Consider the following 14,847-nt stretch of genomic DNA (forward strand, 5'->3'; position numbering starts at 1 on the left):
CACTGGCCGGCCGCCCGCGGCCCGCGGGGCTGGACGACGGCGGTCCTGGTCCCCGCGGTCGTCGTGCCGGCGCTCGCCGCGGCGCCGGCCTGCCCGGTCCCGACGGTGGCGGTTCCCTCGATGGTCATCGCCGCGCGCGCTCCCCACCGTCCTCGGCGAGGGGCTGGGCGCCGGCCGCCGGTCTCGGCACGGCGTCCGGCAACTCGCGCGGCCCCGGCGGCAGCAGCTCCCGGTAGAGCCGGAGGCAGGCGGCGGCCGTCAGCCGGACGTCGTGGCCGGCCCTGACGTGCTCGCGGGCCCGCCGCCCGATGACCCGGCGGCGGTCGGGGGCCTCGAGCAGCGCGGTGACGGCGCGGGCCAGGGCCGAGGGGTCCTCGGGCGGCACCAGGCAGTGCGCGGCCGAGCCCGCCGGCAGGCTCTCGCGGGCGCCGCCGACGTCGGTGAGCACCACGGGCCTGCCCACGGCCATCGCCTCGAGCGGTGCCAGGGCCATGCCCTCCCAGCGGGACGGCTGCACGACCAGGTCGGCGGCCGTGTACCAGGGCAGGGTGTCGTCGGTGTGGCCGGTGAAGAGCACCCCAGCGCCGGCCGCGCGGCGCAGCACGGCCCGGTCCTGCCCGTCGCCGAGCAGTGCAAGACGGGCGGTGGGGAAACGATCAAGCACGCGGGGCCAGGCCCGCAGCAGCAGGTCCTGGCCCTTCTGTGGGCAGAGCCGGCCGACGCACACCACGAGCGGTGCGCGCTGCGGCAGGGCGTGCACGGCGGCCAGCGCGGCGCGCGCCCTGCGCCGTGCCACCCCGTCGGCGGCCGGGTAGCGGTCGAGGTCGACACCGTTGGGGATGACGGCGTGCCGGGCGACGATCCCGGCCCGCTCGGCGCGCCGCCGCTCCTCCTCGCTGACGCACAGCACCCGGTGGGCCCAGCGGGCCGCGTGCCGCTCCCAGCGGGTGGCCAGGGCGGCGGCGATCCCGGTGACCGCCTCGAACGACCAGGCGTGCGGCTGGAAGACGGTGGGCAGCCGGCCGCGCAGCGCCAGTCGCCCGGCGAGCCCGGCCTTGGCGCTGTGCAGGTGGACGAGGTCGGGGGCGGCCCGGCGGATGGCGCGGGCCGCGAAGGCGACCTCCCACGGCAGGTTGGGCCCGGGGGCGCGCTCGGCGTGCCAGTGCCGGATGTCGGCCCCGGCGGCCGCGGCGGCCCGGCCGAGTTCGCCGCCGGACGGGCAGAGCAGGGTGGCGCGGATCCCGGCCCGGGTCTGGGCGCGGACCAGGTCGGTGACGACCCGGGCGACGCCGCCGTCCACGGGCTGGGCGAGGTGCACTACGGTCAGCACGCTTCCGTCCTTGCGAGCTTGGAACTTGCGAGCTTCGAACGTGGGCGAACGTGGGCCCGCGGCTCAGGCGGCCGCGTCGACCTGGAGGAACATCGCCCCCAGCTGGTAGTCGTGTTCGGCGCTGCCGAAGCGGACGTCCAGGGCGCCGGCGCCGTCCGCCAGCGCGGCCGAGACGTCCAGCACGTCCGAGTCGAAGCCGAGGGTGTTGGCGTGGTCCGGCTCGCGCTGGGTGGCCGCCCGGCCGTGGTCGGCGATCGTGGAGTTCATCACGTCGCCGACCGGGTTCGCGTCGTCGCCGAGCAAGGCGGCCCGGCCGTCGTCGGCGCGCACGGTCACCGTGTCGCCCGAGCGCCCGGGGTCGCCGCCCCCGGCCATCACGCCCAGGCTGCCGTGGCCGCCCGCTGCCGCCTGCAGGTCGGGAATGCGCACGTCGGCGACGGCGCCGTCCCCGTCCACCGGGACGAACCCGTCCCACAGCGTGATCTCCCGCAGCGGCTCCGCCGGGTTCTCGTAGGCGACCACGAGGGTCCAGCCGCCCCAACCGCCGGCGGCCGAATGCCCCATGGCGACGTTGATCTGGGCGACGGTCCAGTCGCCTGGCTGGCTCCACCGCACCAGCTCGGTGACGTCTGCCGAGGCGAAGAACGCGGCCTGGTCGCCGGTGTCCCGGTGCCCGATGACGGAATCCGCGAGGAGTTCCTTGTACTGGCCGCCCGGTTCCGCGATCAGCACCCGCCCGTTGTCCTCCGGCGGTTTGTGTTCGCCGACCCGGATATTGGCGCCCCAGTAAAGGCGGGCGTGGGTGACCCGGGATCCCGGGGGCAGTCGGAGTTCGGCGCGACTCGAGTTGTACGTGTTGGGATCCGAGTCGACGTCGATGTACGCCATCTCGTACTGGCCGCCGAGCGCGGTCGCGCCTCCTTGCGCGTCCTCGCAGGTCGGGGCCGTGTCGAGCACCGCGCGACCGCAGGTGATCGCCGAATTGGCGGCCCGCACGACCCCGCCGTGCTGGACGGCGTGATATCGCTCGGCGAACGGAATGGACGACGCCTCCCCTGCGGCGGCCGAGGCGAGTGGCCGTGGACCGATGGCGAACACCGCGACCACGAGGAGACCGAACAAAGCGAGGCGGCGCATGACTCACCCTTCGACCGCGTTCTGACAGGCCCTTTCAAGCGGGCGTTGAAAACCATGACAGAAAACAAACGGGAAATCACGTAAAACGCGCGGAGCCCGGCAGTCGGGTCGATTCCAGGATGGAAAGAAAAAATTATTAACATCTTTCTCTGGGGGTGAGGGGGCCACTCCACCCGGACACAGAAGAGCCCCCGTCCCGGATCTCTCCGGGACGGGGGCTCTCCGTCGGTGCGCGAGGGGGGAGTTGAACCCCCACGCCCTTTCGGGCACTGGAACCTGAATCCAGCGCGTCTGCCTATTCCGCCACCCGCGCTCGCACCGCCGGCGGCTTCCCCTCGGGGGCGCCCACCGACATGCAGAAGGCTAACACGCCTCGTGGAGCCCTCTCACCCACGTTTCCCCTCGCCCCTGCCCGATCCCCCCGCGGATGCGCGACACTGTTCCTTGCCCGCCCCTACGATCCAGGGGTGGTGCGGTGCGCGCCGGGGAACCACCAGGTGGCCTCGCGCGTGGATACGATCAGTAAGCACTACCACGTCGCGCGCGCCAGGACACGGAGAAGGAGGTGCAGGACATGGGAGTACTGAAGCGCTTCGAGCAGCGGTTGGAAGGCCTCGTCAACGGCACCTTCGCCAAGGTCTTCAAGTCCGAGGTCCAGCCGGTGGAGATCGCCGGCGCCCTGCAGCGCGAGTGCGACAACAACGCGGCCATCTGGAACCGCGAGCGCACCGTCGTCCCCAACGACTTCATCGTCGAGCTCAGCTCGAGCGACTACCAGCGGCTCGCTCCCTACGCCAGCCAGCTCGGGGACGAGCTCGCCGGGATGGTCCGCGAGTACGCGAAGCAGCAGCGGTACACGTTCATGGGCGAGATCAAGGTCCACCTCGAGCAGTCGCCCTCCCTGGACACCGGCCTCTACCGGGTGCGCAGCCGCACCCTGGCCTCCTCCGCCTCGGCCGCCCAGGCCCCGGCCCCCCCGGCGGCCGGGCCCGCCGGCGTCACGCCGCGCCCGCCCGCCGGCCCGCCGCCGATGCCGTCGCGCTCGCCCGGCGCCGCCCCGTCGCCGCCCTTCGGGCAGCAGAGCGCCGGCCGCGTCCGCCGCTGGATCGAGATCAACGGCACCCGGCACCAGATCGCCCGCTCCACCCTCGTCATCGGCCGCAGCACCGAGGCCGACGTGCGGGTGGACGACCCGGGCGTCTCGCGCAGGCACTGCGAGATCCAGGCCACCGAGCCGGCCACCGTCCGTGACCTCGGCTCCACCAACGGCATCGTGGTGGACGGGCAGCACACCAAACGCGCTACGCTCCGCGACGGCTCACGCATCGTCGTGGGCAGCACCACTGTCATCTACCGGCAAGCCGAAGGGTAAAGCGGGGGGCAATGTCAGAGCTGACCCTGACGGTCATGAGGCTGGGCTTCCTGGCCGTCCTGTGGCTGTTCGTGATCGTGGCCGTCCAGGTGATCCGCAGCGACCTCTTCGGCACCCGCGTCACCCAGCGGCCGGTCGCCCGCCGCCCCGAGCCGCAGCAGGCCCAGGCCCCGCCGCAGAGCCGCCGCGCGGCCCCGCAGCCGCGCGCCGCCGGCCGGCAGCGCCGCGGCGCCCCCACCAAGCTGGTCGTCACCGAGGGATCCCTCGCCGGCACCACTGTCGCCCTCCAGGGGCAGACCATTACGCTCGGCCGGGCACACGACTCGACCATCGTGCTGGACGACGACTACGCGTCGGGCCGGCACGCCAGGATCTACCCCGACCGGGACGGCCAGTGGATCGTGGAGGACCTCGGCTCGACCAACGGCACCTACCTGGACCGTGGTCGGCTGACCACGCCGGTGCCCATCCCGCTGGGCGCGCCGATCCGGATCGGCAAGACGGTCATCGAGTTGCGGAAGTAGGCCGACACATGACGACCGGAGGGTGGGCGAGGCGCGCATGAGCCTGTCACTGAGATTCGCCGCCGGATCCCATGTCGGGATGATCCGCGACCACAACGAGGACTCCGGCTACGCCGGCCCCCGGCTGCTGGCCATCGCCGACGGCATGGGCGGCCAGGCCGCGGGCGAGGTCGCGAGCTCCGAGGTGATCTCCACCCTGGTCCAGCTCGACGACGACATCCCGGGCTCCGACATCCTCACCTCGCTCGACGTCTCCGTGCAGCGCGCCAACAGCCAGCTGCGCGCCATGGTCCACGAGGACCCCAGGCTCGACGGCATGGGCACCACCCTCACCGCCCTGCTCTGGACCGGCCAGCGCCTCGGCGTGGTGCACGTCGGCGACTCCCGCGCCTACCTGCTGCGGGACGGCGAGCTCACCCAGATCACCCAGGACCACACCTGGGTGCAGCGCCTGGTGGACGAGGGCCGGATCACCGAGGAGGAGGCCACCACCCACCCGCAGCGCTCGCTGCTGATGCGTGCCCTCGGCAGCGCCGACCACATCGAGGCCGACCTCTCGATCCGCGAGGTCCGCCCAGGCGACCGCTACCTGCTCTGTTCCGACGGCCTCTCCGGCGTCGTCAGCGCCGACACCCTGCGCGACACGCTCGGCGCCTTCCACCCGCCCCACGACACCGTGCGCGAGCTGATCGAGCTCGCGCTGCGCGGCGGCGGCCCGGACAACGTGACCTGCATCGTCGCCGACGTCCTCGACGTCGACGTCCAGGTCGGCGACACGCTCGCCCGCCAGCTCTACGACGCGCCGCAGATCGTCGGCGCCGTCGCCGAGGTGCAGACCCAGTCCACCGGCGAGACCCCCCGCACCCCGGCCGCCCGCGCCGCCGAGCTCGGCCGCCCGCCGGCCCCGCCCGCCGCGCCGGGACCGCCCACCGGCGTCTTCGGCGCGTTCACCGACGAGGACTACCTGCCGTCCAAGCGCGGCCGGGCCTGGAAGCGGTCGGCCCTGATCGTGCTGGCCCTCGCCGTGGTCGGTGGCGGCCTCTACGCCGGCTACCGCTGGACCCAGACCCAGTACTACATCGCGGCCAACGGCGACCACGTGGCGCTCTACCAGGGCATCAGCCAGCAGCTCGGGCCGCTCAGCCTGAGCAGCGTCGCGGAGGACTACCCCGACATCCAGCTCGAACTGCTGCCGACCTACAAGCGCGAACAGGTCGAGGGCACCATCTCGGCCGACAGCCTCGGCGCCGCCGAGACCCGGATCACCGAGCTGTCCGACCAGGCCGAGGCCTGCCGGCTGCTCGCCGAACAGCGCGAGGCCGAACAGCAGCAGGACGACGCGAGCGGCGGCGACGACGGGAAGACCGACCCGGGGGAGCAGCCGCCGGCGCCCGAGGCCCCGACCATGACCGAGGAGCAGCAAGAGCTCGCCAGGCAGTGCACCACTTAGCCCGGCACCACACGGTCCGGCTTCCACGACGCCAAGCGACGGTCAGACGAGCAGAGACGACACCACGATGAGCAGCACTAGCAACACCACAGTCTCCACCGCCGGCCCTCCGAGCCGGCGGAACACCGAGCTGGCGATGCTCGTGTTCGCGGTGGTCATCCCGGTCCTGGCCTACGCCAACGTCGGCCTCGCCAAGGACGAGTCGCTGCCCGCCGGCATGCTGGGCTACGGGCTCGGCCTCGGCCTGATGGCGGGCGTCGCCCACCTCGTGGTGCGCCGCTGGGCGCCGTACGCCGACCCGCTGATGCTGCCGATCGCCACCCTGCTCAACGGCCTCGGCCTGGTGCTGATCTGGCGCCTCGACCAGGAGCCGACGCTCACCACCGACGCCCTCGGCGGTCCGATGGCCTCGGGCCAGCTGATGTGGTCCACGGTCGGCCTGGCGCTCTTCCTTGGCGTGCTGATCCTGCTCAAGGACCACCGGATCCTCCAGCGCTACACCTACATCTCGATGGTGGTGGCGCTGCTGCTGCTGATCTCGCCCATGATCCCCGGCATCGGCGCCTCGGTGAACGGCGCCCGGATCTGGGTCACGCTGCCGGGCCTCGGCTCGCTCCAGCCGGGCGAGTTCGCCAAGATCGTGATCGTCGTCTTCTTCGCCGGCTACCTCATGGTCAAGCGGGACGCGCTGGCCCTCGCCAGCCGCCGGGTGATGGGGATCTACCTGCCGCGCGGCCGGGACCTCGGCCCGATCCTGGCGGTCTGGGCGATGAGCCTGATGATCCTGATCTTCGAGACGGACCTCGGCACCTCGCTGCTCTTCTTCGGCGCCTTCGTGATCATGCTCTACGTCGCCACCGAGCGCACCAGCTGGATCCTCTTCGGCCTGCTGCTCTCGGCCAGCGGTGCGGTCTTCGTGGCCTCGACCAACGCGCACGTCGGCGACCGCGTCGACAACTGGCTCGACCCGCTGGCCCTCGGCGCCAACGGCGGCGTCACCGAGACCGCCCAGGTCATGTACGCCTTCGGCTCGGGCGGCCTGTTCGGCTCCGGGCTCGGCCAGGGCTTCTCCCGGCTGATCGGCGGCATCGCGGCCAAGAGCGACTACATCCTGGCGACGGTCGGCGAGGAGCTGGGCCTGGCCGGGATGATGGCGGTGATCCTGCTCTACGCGCTGCTGATCGAGCGCGGCATGCGCACCGCGCTGGCCGCCCGCGACCCGTTCGGCAAGCTGCTGGCGATGGGCCTGTCCGGCGCCTTCGCGCTCCAGGTCTTCGTGGTGGCGGGCGGCGTCACCGGTGTGATCCCGCTCACCGGTATGACCATGCCGTTCCTGGCCCAGGGCGGCTCCTCGGTGATCGCCAACTGGGCGCTTATCGCCCTCCTACTGCGGATCAGTGACACTGCGAGGAAGCCCGCGCCCGCCCCGGCGCCCTCCCTCGACGCGGAACAGACTCAGGTGGTTCGAGCATGAACAAGCCCATGCGCCGGGTGGCGGTCTTCTGTGGCCTGCTCATCCTCGCCCTGTTGGTCCGGGTGAACTGGGTGCAGTTCGTCCAGGCCGACGAGCTCGCGACCGACGAGAACAACCGTCGGGTCACCATCGAGCAGTTCGCCCACCCGCGCGGCGACATCATCGTGGACGGCGAGCCGATCACCGGCTCCGTCGAGACCGACAACCCCGACTTCCGCTACGCGCGCACGTACACCGACGGCGAGATGTGGGCGCCGATCACCGGCCGCGCCTCCCAGGCCTTCGGCACGAGCATGCTGGAGGGCGTCGAGGACGGCATCCTCTCCGGCAACGACGACCGGCTGTTCTTCAACAACACCGTCGACATGTTCACCGGCGAGGAGCAGCGCGGCGGCGACGTGGTCACCACGCTCAACACGGCCGCCCAGCGCGCCGCCTACGAGGGCCTGGTCAACGCGGGCCAGGGCGGCGACGCGGCCAAGGGCGCGGTCGTCGCGATGGACCCGCGGACCGGCGCCATCCTGGCCGCGGCCTCCACCCCCTCCTACGACCCGTCCACCTTCGCCGGCACCAGCGCGGAGGACCAGGAGGCGTGGGTGGCCCTCCAGAGGGAGAACAACCCGGACGACCCGATGCTCAACCGGGCGCTGCGGGCCACCTACCCGCCAGGATCCACCTTCAAGATCGTCACGGCGGCCGCGGCCCTGGAGAACGGCGTGGTCGACGACATCGACGACGCCTCCCAGACCGAGTACCAGAACCCCTTCCGGCTGCCGGGCACCAGCACCGAGATCGAGAGCCAGGCGGGGTCCGCCTGCGACGACGTCAGCCTGCGCGAGGCCCTGGTCCTCTCCTGCAACAGCACCTTCCTCGGGCTCAGCCACGACATCGGCAACGAGGAGATGATCAGCACCGCCGACGACTTCGGCTTCAACGAGGAGCACTTCGTCCCGGTCCGCGCCGACGCCAGCGTCTACCCCGAGGACAACGACCCGCAGAACGCGATGGCCGGCATCGGTCAGGCCTCCAACCGGGCCACCCCGCTCCAGATGGCCATGGTCGCCGCCGCCGTCGCCAACAACGGCACGCTGATGGAGCCGTACATGGTGGACCGGCTGGTCGCCCCCAACCTGAGCACCGTCGAGCAGCACGAGCCGAGCGAGCTGAGCCAGCCGCTCTCCCCGGAGAACGCGCAGCTGCTCCAGGAGGCCATGGAGTCCGTGGTCAGCGAGGGCTCCTCGCGGGACGCCGCCTCGATCGACGGCGCCCGGGTCGGCGGCAAGACCGGCACCGCGCAGAACGGCGAGGGCAACGCGAACAACCCGTTCGCCTGGTTCATCTCCTACGCCATCGTGGACGGCGAGGCGCCCGTCGCCGTCGCCGTGGTGGTGGAGGACGCGGGCGCCGAGCGCGACCAGATCTCCGGCTCCCAGCTCGCCGCCCCCATCGCGGGCGACGTGATGCGGGCCGTCCTCGACAGCCAGAACTGAGCCCGACGATGCCGTCCGGCGAAGCCCCGTGGAACCCCCGATGAACATCCGCTCGGAAACCGAAAGGGCCCTGGCACACGTCCTACACATGACCGGTCGTGTGCGCCCGGTCGTGGCGCTCTGCGATACCGGTTGGATATCGGCCGAGCACCGCCGTCCGGCGGGCCCGTCCCGGCGGGTACCGTAAGCCAGGGTTGACTACCGGAGTACAGCAGGCTCCGGCGGGCGGCCCGGGACCGAACGGAGAGGGCAGGAATCATGGAAGAGCCGCGTCGCCTCGGCGGGCGGTACGAACTGGGCCAGGTGCTGGGCCGCGGCGGCATGGCCGAGGTCTACCTCGCCCACGACACGCGTCTCGGCCGCACCGTGGCCGTCAAGACGCTCCGTGCCGACCTCGCCCGCGATCCGACGTTCCAGGCCCGCTTCCGCCGCGAGGCCCAGTCGGCCGCCTCGCTGAACCACCCGGCCATCGTCGCCGTCTACGACACCGGCGAGGACTACGTCGACGGCATCTCCATCCCCTACATCGTGATGGAGTACGTCGACGGCTCCACGCTGCGTGAGCTGCTGCACTCGGGCCGCAAGCTGCTGCCCGAGCGGGCGCTGGAGATGACGATCGGGGTGCTCCAGGCCCTCGAGTACTCCCACCGCAACGGCATCGTCCACCGGGACATCAAGCCGGCGAACGTCATGCTGACCCGCTCCGGGCAGGTCAAGGTGATGGACTTCGGCATCGCCCGCGCCATGGGCGACGCCGGCATGACGATGACGCAGACGGCCGCGGTGATCGGCACCGCCCAGTACCTCTCCCCCGAGCAGGCCAAGGGCGAGACGGTCGACGCCCGCTCCGACCTGTACTCCACCGGATGCCTGCTCTACGAGCTGCTCGCGGTGCGGCCGCCGTTCATCGGCGACTCCCCGGTGGCGGTCGCCTACCAGCACGTCCGCGAGGAGCCGCAGCCGCCCAGCGTCTTCGACCCGGAGATCACCCCCGACACCGACGCCATCGTGCTCAAGGCGCTGGTCAAGGACCCGGACTACCGCTACCAGAGCGCCGACGAGATGCGGGCCGACATCGAGGCCTCGCTCGACGGCCGCCCGGTCGCGGCCGCCGCCGCCCTGGCGGCCGCCCCCTACGGCTACGACGACCGGCCGACGACCGCGCTGCGCGCCGCCGACCCGGCGACCGCGATGATGCCGCCGGCCGGCGACCCGGGGTACAACGGCTACAACAACGGCGGCTACGACGAGTACGGCGGCCGCGCCGACCGTCGCCAGCGCCGGCGCAACACCTCGACGGTCCTGCTGGTCGTCGCCGGGATACTGGTGCTGATCGGCGCCATCTTCATCGGCCGTGCCCTGTTCGCCGGCGATCCGCCGCCCAGTTCCTCGCAGGTGCCCAACGTGGCCGGCTCGTCGGTCGACGACGCCACGAGAGCCCTGCAGAACGCGGGCCGCTACCAGGCCGTCACGGGCGACAGCCAGCCCTGCGAGGAGGACGAGGGCCTGGTCTGCGAGACCGACCCGCCGGCCGGCACGGAGCTCGAGGAGGGCTCCGAGGTCACCCTGATCATCTCCGAGGGCCCCGAGGCCGTCGAGGTGCCCGACGTGGTCGGCGACGACTTCGACGACGCCCAGGCCGAACTGGACGAGGCCGGCTTCGAGGTCGAGCGCGAGGACCAGGAGTCCACCGAGGAGGACCCCGGCACCGTGCTGGAGCAGGACCCGAGCGGCGGCCGCGATGCCGAGCCGGGCTCCACGATCACCCTCACGGTGGCCGTCGAGCCGGAGGGCGTGGAGGTGCCCGACGTGGTCGGCATGAGCTTCGACGAGGCCAACCAGGCCCTGTCCGAGCTGGGCCTGACCGCGACCCGGGTCGAGCAGCCGGACGACAGCCGCCCCGAGAACCAGGTGATCCAGCAGGACCCGGGCCGTGGCGAGCGAGTCGCCGACGGCGGGGTGGTGCAGCTGATCGTGGCCGTGCCGTCCGCCACCCAGGACCCGCAGGTCCAGGTGCCCGACGTGCAGGGCAGGCCGCTGCCGGAGGCCCGGCAGATCCTGACGGACGCGGGCTTCCAGGTCCAGGTCGCGGGGCCGGACACCGACACCGCGACCGTGGTCACCACGAGCCCGGGCCCGGGCCAGCCGGCCGAGCAGGGGGCGACCATCACGGTCAACACCTTCGACCTGGGCAACGGGAACCAGGGCGCCGACGGCGGCGGAGGCGGCGACGACGGAGGCGGCGGCACCATCTTCGGCCAGGGCTGACCCCCGCTCCAACCAACGCGAGGCCCGCGGCGACCACGACCCTCTCGGGTCAGGTCGCCGCGGGCCTACGCTTTTCAGTTCGCCGCTGCCAGCCGGCCTCCCGGCCGTCAGGCCGACGCTGTCGGCGGCCGGGCCGCCGATTCGCCCCGGCCACAGACGACGCGCGCTGTCCCTCGGCCTAGGCCGGCCGGTCAGGCCTCCGCCTCCGGCGCCCCTCTCAACCGGCGTCCGCCTCCCGGCGCCCCTCTCAACCGGCGTCCGCCTCCGGCAGAACCTCCGTCCCCGGCGTCGGCTCGGCCAGCCAGTCGGGGTCGTTCTGCCCGTTCCACCACTTCCACGCGGCGAACGCGGCACCGGCCACCAGGCCGACCGTCCCGAGACGCTTCACGACCATCCCCGCCGCGTGGTAGCGACGCCGGCGCCGCAGTGCGGAGCGGACGTCACCCGGCGTGACCTCGCCGCGCAGCACCGCGAGCGCCGCCTGCGACCTGGCGGCCGCCTGCTTGCCGGCGGGCCCGGCCGAGGCCATGGCGCGTCCCATCCGGGGCGCGACCTGGGTGGTGTACCCGGTCCGCGCCTGGTCTGCGACCCACTTGGCGCGCGGACCGACATAGGCGCCGGCCTGCTGGGCGTACCGGGACGCGTTGCGCTTCGCGCTCGCCGCGTACGGCGTCATCAGGTCGGCAGCGTGCCGGACGCCGGACTTCCCGTTGTGGCTCACGTTCTCTCCTCCTTGCTCAGCAGCGCTCTGTTGACGATCCTCGTATGCGTTTGTCCTCTTGTGCGGAAATCATTCCTGTTGTCGGGCGATACGGCACGCCTAACGGCCATCCGGGGTCACGGCGTGTCGCCGGGGCATGGCAGGATCGGGCAACGTCACTGACGTAGACGGAAGGTAAATCGTGGCTGAGCAGCTTTACGCCACTCTGAAGACCAACCTCGGCTCGATCGAGGTACTGCTCTTCCCCAACCACGCGCCCAAGACGGTCAAGAACTTCGTCGAGCTGGCCAACGGCGAGCGCGAGTGGGTCAACCCCGAGACCGGCGCCAGGACCACGGAGAAGCTCTACGACGGCACGGTCTTCCACCGGGTGATCAGCGGCTTCATGATCCAGGGCGGCGACCCGCTGGGCAACGGCACCGGCGGCCCGGGCTACAAGTTCGGGGACGAGATCCACCCCGACCTGGCCTTCACCCGCCCCTACCTGCTGGCCATGGCCAACGCCGGCCCCGGCACCAACGGCTCGCAGTTCTTCATCACCGTGGCGCCGACCACCTGGCTGACCGGCAAGCACACCATCTTCGGCGAGGTCACCACCGACGCCGGCAAGAAGGTCGTGGACGCCATCGCCAACGCCGACACCAACCCGCGCACCGACCGGCCGCTGCAGGACGTGGTGATCGAGTCGGTCACCATCGAGAGCCGGCCGGCCTGAACCGGCGCGGAAAGCGACACTCGGGAACCATTCCGGCCCCCTGTCCGTAGGATCAGGGGGCCGGATCCGTGTCCGCGCCCCGGGAAGCGCGAGCCGGCAGGAGCGAAGGGACACCATGGCGCAGCCGTACGGACAGCCACCCCAGCCCGCCGGCCTGCCCCGCTGCTACCGGCACGGCGACCGGGAGACGGGCATCCGCTGCACCCGCTGCGAGCGGCCGATCTGTCCTTCCTGCATGATCTCGGCGGCCGTGGGCTACCAGTGCCCCGACTGCGTGCACGGCGCCCAGTCCGCGGCCCGCGCCGCCCGGCCGCGCACGCTGGCCGGCGGCACCGTGACCGCCGACTCCCGCCTGGTCACCAAGATCCTGCTGGGGATCAACCTGGCGGTCTTCGTGGCCGTGCTGGTCGGCGGCGACCGGCTGGTCGAGGACCTGGGGATGCTGGGTCATGCGATAGATCCGGCCACCTTCACCTGGGTCGGCGTGGCCGACGGGCAGTGGTACCGGATGCTCACGGCCGCGTTCCTGCACCAGCAGATCTGGCACATCGCGTTCAACATGATGGCCCTGTGGTTCCTCGGGCCGCCCCTGGAGGCCGCGCTCGGCCGGGTGCGGTTCGTCGCGCTCTACCTGATCTCGGCGCTGGCCGGATCCACGCTCTTCTACGTGGTGGCCCCGCAGAACCAGCTCTCGCTCGGCGCCTCGGGCGCGATCTTCGGCCTCTTCGGCGCGACCGCGGTGCTCGCCAGGCGGATGCGGTACGACATGCGGCCGATCCTGGGCCTGCTCGTGGTGAACCTGCTGATCACCTTCGTGTGGTCGGGCATCGCGTGGGAGGCGCACATCGGCGGCCTGGTCGCGGGCGCGCTGGTGACCCTCGGCCTGGTGCACGCGCCGCGCGAGCGCCGCACCCTGGTCCAGGTCGGTACCTGCGTCCTGGTGCTCGCGGTGATCGCGGTGGCCTGCGTGCTCAGGACGACCGAGCTGCTGAACGCATAGCCCCTGAGCCGCATAGCCCTGACGAGTCGGGCAGAGTTATCCACAGGCGGCGCCAGATCGGGCGCGACCTGTGGACAACCGGCGTTTTCGCAGGCGAACGGGGGTGCGGAGACCGTTCGGAAGCCGTACGAACGTTCCCGTGTACGGCCGGTTATCCACAGATCTTGTGATGTTCGGTGGATAACCCGCGACCGCTATTTCCACTGCGTCGAGACCACGAACCCCAGCGCGATGAAGCCGAAGCCGACCACGATGTTCCAGTTCCCGAGGGCCTCGATCGGCAGATCGGCCCGCGTGATGTAGTAGAGCACGATCCAGGCAAGGCCGATCGCGAACATCGCCAGCATCAGCGGCGCGACCCACCGGCGTCCGCCCATGTCGATCTTGGTCGCCTGCCGCTTCTCCGGCGGGGTGTACGTGTCGTCCTTCTTCTTCCGGATCCGGGACTTCGGCACGAGTGGCTCTCCTGTCGATCGCGCTCGACGCGCGGCGCGTAACGGTGGGATCGTCCGTTAGCGTAGTGCGTCCAGAGCCGATTAAGGAGACCAGGGGTACGGTGAACGGCTTTCGCCTTCGCCCGGCGCGGATGGGCACGGTCGCGGTCTTCGGTCTCGCCGGCCTCCTGTTCTGGCTCAGCTTCCAGGTCTCCCAGGGCAACAACATCCGCACCGACGACTCCCTGCTTCAGATGTCCGATCTCATCAGGGAACGCGCCCGCCAGAACGAGCGTCTCCAGGCGGCCACCGCCGACCTGCGCGCCCAGGTCGAGGCGCTCGCCGGCCACGACAGCTCCACCGACCCCGCCGCCCGCCGCAGGATCGCCGAGCTCACCGAGGAGACCGGCCTCACCGAGCTGACCGGCCAGGGCCTCACCGTCACCCTCACGGACGCGCCGCCGGACGCCACCCCGCTGGTGCCCGGGGTGCCGGAACCCTCGCCCAACGACCTGGTCATCCACCAGCAGGACCTCCAGGCCGTGGTGAACGCGCTGTGGGCCGGCGGCGCCGAGGGCATCCAGGTCATGGACCAGCGGCTGGTCTCCACCAGCGCCGTCCGCTGCGTCGGCAACACCCTGATCCTCCAGGGCCGCCTCTACTCCCCGCCCTACACCGTCACCGCCGTCGGCGACCCGGCGGCGCTGCACGCCGCCCTCGACACCGCCCCCGCCGTCGACAACTACCGGCAGTACGTGCGGGCGTACGGCCTCGGCTGGCACGTCGACGACCACGCGGCCGTCACCCTGCCCGGCTTCGACGGCGGCGTGACGCTGCGCTACGCCGAGCCGCTCCCCGCCGACGACGCCCCCGCGGCCGAAGACTGACGACCCCCTCCGACGCGTCTCCGAGCCGTCGTACCCTTGGGGCAG

General features: G+C 72.0%; 13 protein-coding genes and 1 tRNA gene. 9 read left to right on the top strand and 5 right to left on the bottom strand.

Translation table 11 applies throughout. The features are described 5' to 3' along the window. Positions 1-124 precede the first annotated feature (124 nt). The 3 genes from ACFWI8_RS27745 to ACFWI8_RS27755 form a co-directional block, all read right to left on the bottom strand. Entirely contained in the window at positions 125-1,330 is a 1,206-nt protein-coding gene (locus ACFWI8_RS27745) for a glycosyltransferase (RefSeq protein WP_387096902.1), read from the bottom strand. A 63-nt stretch (positions 1,331-1,393) separates the two neighbouring features. Then, complete coding sequence (locus ACFWI8_RS27750; RefSeq protein ID WP_387096905.1) at positions 1,394-2,467, bottom strand: DUF3344 domain-containing protein; 1,074 nt, start codon at positions 2,465-2,467, stop codon at positions 1,394-1,396. A gap of 229 nt (positions 2,468-2,696) precedes the next feature. Beyond that, a tRNA-Leu gene (locus ACFWI8_RS27755) sits at positions 2,697-2,780 on the bottom strand. A 261-nt stretch (positions 2,781-3,041) separates the two neighbouring features. On the opposite strand from ACFWI8_RS27755, the gene ACFWI8_RS27760 reads away from it, so the two are divergent. The 6 genes from ACFWI8_RS27760 (at position 3,042) to pknB (ending at position 11,045) form a co-directional block, all read left to right on the top strand. Beyond that, positions 3,042-3,839, top strand: coding sequence for an FhaA domain-containing protein (locus tag ACFWI8_RS27760; RefSeq protein ID WP_387096908.1), 798 nt, complete (start codon positions 3,042-3,044; stop codon positions 3,837-3,839). Positions 3,840-3,850: 11 nt separating this feature from the next. Beyond that, positions 3,851-4,363 (top strand): FHA domain-containing protein, encoded by a 513-nt coding sequence (locus ACFWI8_RS27765; RefSeq protein ID WP_311596613.1) that lies wholly within the window; start codon positions 3,851-3,853, stop codon positions 4,361-4,363. A gap of 37 nt (positions 4,364-4,400) precedes the next feature. Beyond that, complete coding sequence (locus ACFWI8_RS27770; RefSeq protein ID WP_311596614.1) at positions 4,401-5,813, top strand: protein phosphatase 2C domain-containing protein; 1,413 nt, start codon at positions 4,401-4,403, stop codon at positions 5,811-5,813. 67 nt (positions 5,814-5,880) lie between these two features. Continuing rightward, positions 5,881-7,287: an FtsW/RodA/SpoVE family cell cycle protein gene (locus tag ACFWI8_RS27775; RefSeq protein WP_311596616.1), complete on the top strand. Its 1,407-nt coding sequence runs from the start codon at positions 5,881-5,883 to the stop codon at positions 7,285-7,287. Beyond that, on the top strand, positions 7,284-8,777 hold the full coding sequence (locus ACFWI8_RS27780; RefSeq protein WP_387096913.1) for a penicillin-binding transpeptidase domain-containing protein: 1,494 nt from the start codon (positions 7,284-7,286) through the stop codon (positions 8,775-8,777). Before ACFWI8_RS27775 ends, ACFWI8_RS27780 begins: the two co-directional genes overlap by 4 nt. Positions 8,778-9,035: 258 nt before the next feature. Next, positions 9,036-11,045, top strand: a complete 2,010-nt coding sequence (gene pknB, locus ACFWI8_RS27785) for a Stk1 family PASTA domain-containing Ser/Thr kinase (protein WP_387096916.1) — start codon at positions 9,036-9,038, stop codon at positions 11,043-11,045. 247 nt (positions 11,046-11,292) lie between these two features. Here the strand turns inward: pknB and ACFWI8_RS27790 are convergent, their stop codons facing one another. Beyond that, the gene (locus ACFWI8_RS27790) at positions 11,293-11,766 is read right to left on the bottom strand and encodes a DUF5324 family protein (RefSeq protein WP_387096919.1); all 474 of its coding nucleotides are present in this window, start codon (positions 11,764-11,766) and stop codon (positions 11,293-11,295) included. A 181-nt stretch (positions 11,767-11,947) separates the two neighbouring features. Here ACFWI8_RS27790 and ACFWI8_RS27795 point away from each other — a divergent pair, with 181 nt between their 5' ends. After that, positions 11,948-12,481, top strand: coding sequence for a peptidylprolyl isomerase (locus ACFWI8_RS27795; RefSeq protein WP_387096922.1), 534 nt, complete (start codon positions 11,948-11,950; stop codon positions 12,479-12,481). 115 nt (positions 12,482-12,596) lie between these two features. Continuing rightward, positions 12,597-13,481: a rhomboid family intramembrane serine protease gene (locus tag ACFWI8_RS27800; protein WP_387096925.1), complete on the top strand. Its 885-nt coding sequence runs from the start codon at positions 12,597-12,599 to the stop codon at positions 13,479-13,481. A 194-nt stretch (positions 13,482-13,675) separates the two neighbouring features. Here ACFWI8_RS27800 and crgA read toward each other — a convergent pair whose 3' ends face one another. Next, the gene (gene crgA, locus ACFWI8_RS27805) at positions 13,676-13,936 is read right to left on the bottom strand and encodes a cell division protein CrgA (RefSeq protein ID WP_132933489.1); all 261 of its coding nucleotides are present in this window, start codon (positions 13,934-13,936) and stop codon (positions 13,676-13,678) included. Between the two features lie 131 nt (positions 13,937-14,067). On the opposite strand from crgA, the gene ACFWI8_RS27810 reads away from it, so the two are divergent. Continuing rightward, complete coding sequence (locus ACFWI8_RS27810) at positions 14,068-14,802, top strand: DUF881 domain-containing protein (protein WP_387096994.1); 735 nt, start codon at positions 14,068-14,070, stop codon at positions 14,800-14,802. The last annotated feature ends 45 nt before the right edge of the window (positions 14,803-14,847 follow it).

Origin of the sequence: Streptomyces sp. NPDC127098 (genome assembly GCF_042722465.1) — a bacterium.
Lineage (GTDB): Bacteria > Actinomycetota > Actinomycetes > Streptomycetales > Streptomycetaceae > Streptomyces > Streptomyces millisiae.

What these genes read in the sequence shown, in the direction of transcription:
- ACFWI8_RS27750 (WP_387096905.1), bottom strand. Translation starts at nt 2,467, where the DNA reads ATGCGCCGCCTCGCTTTGTTCGGTCTCCTCGTGGTCGCGGTGTTCGCC.
- ACFWI8_RS27760 (WP_387096908.1), top strand. Translation starts at nt 3,042, where the DNA reads ATGGGAGTACTGAAGCGCTTCGAGCAGCGGTTGGAAGGCCTCGTCAAC.
- ACFWI8_RS27765 (WP_311596613.1), top strand. Translation starts at nt 3,851, where the DNA reads ATGTCAGAGCTGACCCTGACGGTCATGAGGCTGGGCTTCCTGGCCGTC.
- ACFWI8_RS27770 (WP_311596614.1), top strand. Translation starts at nt 4,401, where the DNA reads ATGAGCCTGTCACTGAGATTCGCCGCCGGATCCCATGTCGGGATGATC.
- ACFWI8_RS27775 (WP_311596616.1), top strand. Translation starts at nt 5,881, where the DNA reads ATGAGCAGCACTAGCAACACCACAGTCTCCACCGCCGGCCCTCCGAGC.
- ACFWI8_RS27780 (WP_387096913.1), top strand. Translation starts at nt 7,284, where the DNA reads ATGAACAAGCCCATGCGCCGGGTGGCGGTCTTCTGTGGCCTGCTCATC.
- pknB (WP_387096916.1), top strand. Translation starts at nt 9,036, where the DNA reads ATGGAAGAGCCGCGTCGCCTCGGCGGGCGGTACGAACTGGGCCAGGTG.
- ACFWI8_RS27800 (WP_387096925.1), top strand. Translation starts at nt 12,597, where the DNA reads ATGGCGCAGCCGTACGGACAGCCACCCCAGCCCGCCGGCCTGCCCCGC.
- ACFWI8_RS27810 (WP_387096994.1), top strand. Translation starts at nt 14,068, where the DNA reads ATGGGCACGGTCGCGGTCTTCGGTCTCGCCGGCCTCCTGTTCTGGCTC.